This window comes from Tardiphaga sp. (genome assembly GCF_028290785.1).
Lineage (GTDB): Bacteria > Pseudomonadota > Alphaproteobacteria > Rhizobiales > Xanthobacteraceae > Tardiphaga.
On sequence record NZ_JAQGJD010000050.1, the window covers coordinates 1 to 5,373 of the forward strand.

Genomic DNA, 5,373 nt, shown 5'->3' on the forward strand with positions numbered 1-5,373 from the left:
GCGCGAATCACATATCGAATATAAATGAAGGAAAATTCATTTTTTGAGGCGTGATGAGATCAAGCGCGCTTTCGACGAGGCGCTTTGCCAAAGCGACTTTGGATGATCCACGGGCTGCCGCGGCGGCAAGGGGAGCAGGGGAAAGACGAGTTCCGGTCCGATTGGAGATCGTCGATAAGTAGACATGAGGCCGGCGATGATCTGCTGAGCCGACCCCGGGTTCCGCTTCGCTTCATTTTTTTGGTGGCTCATCCATCGCACTGAATCGGTCGTCCAGTGAGGTTACGGCGGCAACTGCATCCATCCATCGGAAGCTCCCGCGCCGCGGCGCGGATTACATTTTTGTAAGTTCGTTGCTGTTCGTTTCTGAATCGTCAAAAAGCCAAGTGTAGTTCGTGCCCATCACGCGGCGCTCACGCTGAATTCAACGTGCAGGGCATTTCGTGCTGCATCAACGGACGTATCAATTTCTCCACAGAATCCGGCAATGCTGCCGGATCTGCATCGAAGGGAAAGTAACATGATCACAAGATTACTGGGAGCAGCCGCGATCGCGGCCATGGCGTTCGCCGCGGTGCCGGCTTCGGCCGCCCGCATGGAAGGCTGCAGCGGCAGCAATCTGCAGAAGATCGAAACTGCCGTCGAAGCGATGCCCGACGGCGATGCCAAGTGGGTGGCCTACAGGGAAATGACGGACGCGCAGACCGCCATGCTTGACGGCAAGATGGGGGTCTGCGCGGTGCACCTCACCAAGGCCATGCATGCCGGCATGATGAAGTAAGCGCGAGACGGATACTTTCCGCCATTGCTTGAGCGACGCGACGAGGCAATCCACAGACCACAAGCAACGACTGGATGCCTCGTCGCAAGGGGCTCCGCGCCATGATGCCCCGGGCGACAGCCTACGGCTGCTTTGCCAGCTGGGCTGCGAAATAGGCGATGGTCCTGGAGTAGACGTCACTCTTGTTCCACTGCTGGATAACGGCAAAATTTGCCGTGCCAGGTGCGAAGTCCTGGTCGCGCTTCCAGCCATAGCCGGCGAGATAGTTCGCGGTGGAGGCGAGGACGTCGGGCGCACTGTGCAGCAGGTCGCGTTTGCCGTTGGCGTCGAAGTCTACCGCGAACTTCAGATAGGACGACGGCATGAACTGGGTCTGGCCGATCTCGCCGGCCCAGGCGCCGCGCATTTCGGCAGGTGTGAGATCGCCGCGATCGACGATGCGCAAGGCATCCATCAACTCGCCGCGAAAAAGCTCGGCGCGGCGGCAATCATAGGCCAATGACGCCACCGCGCGGATGGTCGGGAATTTGCCGATATTGACGCCGTAGTCGGTCTCCAGCCCCCAGATCGCCACCAGCACCGGGCCGGGCACGCCGTATTGCTGTTCGATGCGCCCCAGCACTGAGCCGTAGCGCTTTAGCATGTCGCTGCCGCGCTGCAGCCGCGGCGGCACCATGCGGTTTGAGAACTCCTCGAAACTCTGCTTGAACACCTGCTGGCCGCGGTCGCGCGACAGCACGCTGTTGTCCAGGGTCACGCCGGTGAGGCCGGCGTCGATGGCGCGCTGCGAGATGCCTTTGCCGAGCGCTTCGGTTTTGACATCGCCCAGCCAGCTCTCAAAGCTGCCGCTGCCACAGGCCGCGGCCGCGAAGGCGGTGGAGACGGGGACGAACAGCGACGCGCCAAGCAGCAGCGCGTGGAGCAGGGAGCGGAGGATCATGAGAACTCGTCCAGCCATGGTTGGCGATCGCGAATGATACTTCGCAATGCGAAATGTCACGGCCAACCGCGGCCAAAACAAGGCTTTCTGCTCGGCCGGCATGAAGGTGATGTGACAACCTGGCAAGGATTTCCGGCGAAGATCAGTGGATTGGCAAGTGCGGCGCGGCCGGCTAGAATCGCGAAGTGCGCGGTCATTCGCTGCCGCGCTGGAACCAACCGCTGCGCCAGACCTTCACACAGACATCCAGTTCATTGGGAGCGACGTTATGAGCATTTTCGGAAAAATCATGAGCGCGATTTTCGGCACCAGCGCGACCGCCGCCACCCCGGGCAGCACGCCCGCCGGGGGCTCCGCGCCCGCCGGCGCACCCGCCGCTCCGATCGACAGCGTCGATGTCGCTGCGATCCTCGACAAGGCTGTCGCCGCCAAGGGCGAGAAGCTGGAATGGAAGACCTCGATCGTCGATCTGATGAAGGCGCTCGATATCGATTCCAGCCTGACTGCCCGCAAGGAGCTCGCCAAGGAGCTCGGCTACACCGGCGACATGAACGATTCCGCCAGCATGAACATCTGGCTGCACAAGCAGATGATGGCCAAGCTCGCCGCCAATGGCGGCAAGCTGCCAGCGGACATCAAGCACTAAGCTTGCTTTGCGCATCAACGAAGGCCCGCATTCGCGCGGGCCTTTTTTCTTGACGGCCATCGTGCATGGTCTCATCTGTCCGCGGCGCTACGGCCGGGCCGGCATTCACAGAGTAATAAATTGTCATGATGATGAAACACTCGCGGCTGGTACTGGTGCTGATGGCCTGGATCGCGCTGCCCGGCGCGGCGCGCGCGGACAGCCTGAAGGTCCTCACCGCCGGCGCCTTCAAGCAGGTCCTGATGGCGGTACTGCCGGCGTTCGAGGCCGCCGGCCATCAAGTCACCGTCGAACAGGACACGGTTGGCAATCTTGTCAAGCGCGTCACCGGTGGAGAGGCCTTCGACCTCTTGATCGCATCGCCTGCGGCGCTGGCCAGCACGCGGCCGTCCGGCAGACTCGGCGGAGTAGACACTGATCTGGCGCGCGTCGGTGTCGGCGTGGCGGTGAAGGAGGGCGCGCCCAAGCCCGACATCGGCACCGTGGAAGCTTTCAAGCAGGCGCTGCTGGCGGCGAGGCACGTCACCTATATCAATCCCGCGGCCGGTGGCAGCAGCGGCATCTATCTCGACGGGTTGATCGACAAGATGGGGATCGGCGCCGAGATCCGCGCCAAGGCGGTGCTGGTAAATGGCGGCTATTCCGCCGAGCGCCTGGTATCCGGCGAGGCCGACATCGCAGTGCAGCAGATCAGCGAACTGCTGCCGGTCAAGGGCGTCGTGCTGGTCGGGCCGCTGCCTCGCGAGATCCAGAACTATACGATATACTCAGCCGCGCTTTCGGCTGATCCCGCGCACCATGCGGCGGCGCAGGCGCTGATCGCGCTGCTGCAGGGCGCCTCCGGACGCGAGGCAGCCGCCGCCAAGGGAATGGAGCCGATCGACCGCGTTACGCCGACCAAATAGACCAAGAGCAAAAACAAAACCTATCGAGGAAACACCATGAACCCCATCGACCGCCGAACGATTCTGACCACCGGCACGCTGGCGCTGGCCGGCGCTGCCGTGAACCAGCCGGCAAAAGCCCAGGCCGGACCGAAGGCACTCTTTGCCGTGGAAACGATCACGATTCCCGTCGTCGGCGAGACCGACGTGTTTCCGGTGCGGCGGATCTACTGCATTGGCCGCAACTACGCCGCGCATGCCATCGAGCGTGGCTCCGACCCGACCCGCGAGCCGCCGTTTTTTTTCCAAAAGCCGACCGACGCGATCCAGAACGTCGCCGTAGGCAGCGTTGCCGATCATCCCTATCCGTCGCTGACCAAGAACTATCATCACGAGGTCGAATTGGTGGCGGCGCTGAAATCCGGCGGCACCAACATCCCGGCGGACAAGGCGCTGGAGCACGTCTACGGCTACGCGCTTGGCCTCGACATGACGCGCCGCGACCTGCAGAACGCCCAGGCAGCAGAGAAAAAGCCGTGGGAGATCGGCAAGAGCTTTGACCATGGCGCGGTGATCGGGCCGATCCATCCGGTCAGCAAGACCGGGCATTTTTCAAAAGGCGCGATCTCGCTGTCGGTGAACGGCACGGTGCGGCAGAATTCCGATCTCGACAAGATGATCTGGAGCGTCGCCGAGCAGATCGCCAAGCTTTCCGAAGCGTTCGAACTGAAGGCCGGCGACATCATCTATTCCGGCACGCCGGAAAACGTTGGCCCGGTGGTCAAGGGCGACGTGCTGCTGTGCAAGCTGCAGGGCCTGCCGGACATGTCGATCAAGATCGTTTGAGGATCGCGCCGTCATGGCCGGGCTAAAGCGCGAAGCGCGGCTTCGCTAGATGTCCCGGCCATCCACGATGTTCCGCGGGGACGTGGATGCCCGGCATAGCGCCGGGCATGACGGAGGAGAGGCCGGTGTTGGAATATCAGCCCACCAGATCGGCCACTTCCGGATGCCGGTCGAGGTAATCCGAGACGAACGAGCAGCCGGCCACCACCTTGTGGCCATCGGCGCGGATCAGCTCCAGCGCGCCCTTCACCAGCTCTGATGCGACACCTCGGCCGCGCAAAGCTGGCGGCGTCTCGGTGTGGGTAATGATCACCCGGTCGCCCGTCAGCCGGTAATTGGCAAAGGCCACTGACCCGTCGACGTCGAGCACGAAGCGGTCGTTGGCCTTGTCGTCTCGGACAACGGAAGCGGTGAGGGCGTCGGTCATAGGGCATTCCTGGCGGGCAGTATCGATCCCCGATAGATCGGCATGATCGCGGAGTTTTGCAAGCGCGGTGCCGGCCGGCGCCAGGCTTCCGCCAGGTGGCAAATCGCCGCCCGTGGCCCGACGGCGCATGCTAGGGTGATTCATCGCGCCCCCTCTGGCGCGTTTGTCATTGCAAGGGCCGGGCCCGCGGGCCGCCCACCTCGTCAGGAAACACCATGAGCAACGCCCCCAACCAAAAAGGCCCCAACACCAAGAAGAAGCAGAAGTGCAAAAACTGCGAAGGCAAGGGATTGCTGAAGAAGGGCGACAAGGTGGTGACGTGCCAGAGGTGCAAGGGGACGGGGCTGCGCTAGTCCGTGCAGCGGATATCCGGACCGCGCAGGTTCAGGCCCGCGGCCCGGTCAGCGCGACGATGATGTCGTCCATGCGCGAGAACATGAAATTCGGCGCGCGCGCCTTCAAGGCGGTCGCGCTCGTATAGCCCCACGACACCGCGCCGAAATCGATGCCGGCCTCGCGTGCCGCATCGATGTCGCGGATTTCGTCGCCGATCGAAATCAAATCATCGACCGGGATGCCGGTGCGGTCGAGGATACGCCGGAATTTTGCCGACTTGCCAAACAGCCCGGCGCCGCAGGCGAAATGGCTCACGTGCCGAGCGAGATCGCCCAGCACGTGGCGGACGTTGCTCTCGCTATCGGAGCTGACCATGGCGATGGTAACGCCGCGCGCTTTCAATTCGCCGAACATGCGATCGACGCCGGGAAACAGCGGGATGCTGTCGATCTGTTGCGATTTCCGCTTGCGCATGTCGCGCGCAATCAGCGGGATCCGCCATCTGGCGACGCC

8 protein-coding genes are annotated in these 5,373 nt (G+C 62.9%); 5 read left to right on the forward strand and 3 right to left on the reverse strand.

What is annotated here, in order from left to right; all coding sequences use genetic code 11:
• Nucleotides 1-520: 520 nt before the first annotated feature.
• On the forward strand, nt 521-781 hold the full coding sequence (locus tag JWR89_RS02700) for a hypothetical protein (protein WP_299711503.1): 261 nt from the start codon (nt 521-523) through the stop codon (nt 779-781).
• Between the two features lie 121 nt (nt 782-902).
• On the opposite strand, the gene JWR89_RS02705 is transcribed toward JWR89_RS02700, so the two are convergent.
• Entirely contained in the window at nt 903-1,721 is an 819-nt protein-coding gene (locus JWR89_RS02705) for a lytic murein transglycosylase (protein ID WP_299711504.1), read from the reverse strand.
• A 268-nt stretch (nt 1,722-1,989) separates the two neighbouring features.
• Here JWR89_RS02705 and JWR89_RS02710 point away from each other — a divergent pair, with 268 nt between their 5' ends.
• The 3 genes from JWR89_RS02710 to JWR89_RS02720 all read left to right on the forward strand — a co-directional run bounded on the left by JWR89_RS02710 (nt 1,990) and on the right by JWR89_RS02720 (nt 4,097).
• On the forward strand, nt 1,990-2,367 hold the full coding sequence (locus JWR89_RS02710) for a DUF3597 domain-containing protein (RefSeq protein WP_299711506.1): 378 nt from the start codon (nt 1,990-1,992) through the stop codon (nt 2,365-2,367).
• Nucleotides 2,368-2,492: 125 nt separating this feature from the next.
• Nucleotides 2,493-3,272 carry a substrate-binding domain-containing protein gene (locus tag JWR89_RS02715; protein ID WP_299711508.1) on the forward strand — a complete coding sequence of 260 codons (780 nt, stop codon included), beginning with the start codon at nt 2,493-2,495 and terminating at the stop codon, nt 3,270-3,272.
• Between the two features lie 36 nt (nt 3,273-3,308).
• A complete protein-coding gene (locus tag JWR89_RS02720; protein ID WP_299711510.1) occupies nt 3,309-4,097 on the forward strand; it encodes a fumarylacetoacetate hydrolase family protein in 789 nt (262 codons plus the stop codon).
• Nucleotides 4,098-4,233: 136 nt separating this feature from the next.
• On the opposite strand, the gene JWR89_RS02725 is transcribed toward JWR89_RS02720, so the two are convergent.
• Complete coding sequence (locus JWR89_RS02725) at nt 4,234-4,524, reverse strand: GNAT family N-acetyltransferase (RefSeq protein WP_299711513.1); 291 nt, start codon at nt 4,522-4,524, stop codon at nt 4,234-4,236.
• Between the two features lie 215 nt (nt 4,525-4,739).
• Here JWR89_RS02725 and JWR89_RS02730 point away from each other — a divergent pair, with 215 nt between their 5' ends.
• Nucleotides 4,740-4,877: a hypothetical protein gene (locus JWR89_RS02730; RefSeq protein WP_265078647.1), complete on the forward strand. Its 138-nt coding sequence runs from the start codon at nt 4,740-4,742 to the stop codon at nt 4,875-4,877.
• Nucleotides 4,878-4,908: 31 nt separating this feature from the next.
• On the opposite strand, the gene JWR89_RS02735 is transcribed toward JWR89_RS02730, so the two are convergent.
• The coding region (locus JWR89_RS02735) for an HAD hydrolase-like protein (protein ID WP_299711515.1) at nt 4,909-5,373 on the reverse strand (465 nt) is incomplete at its 5' end.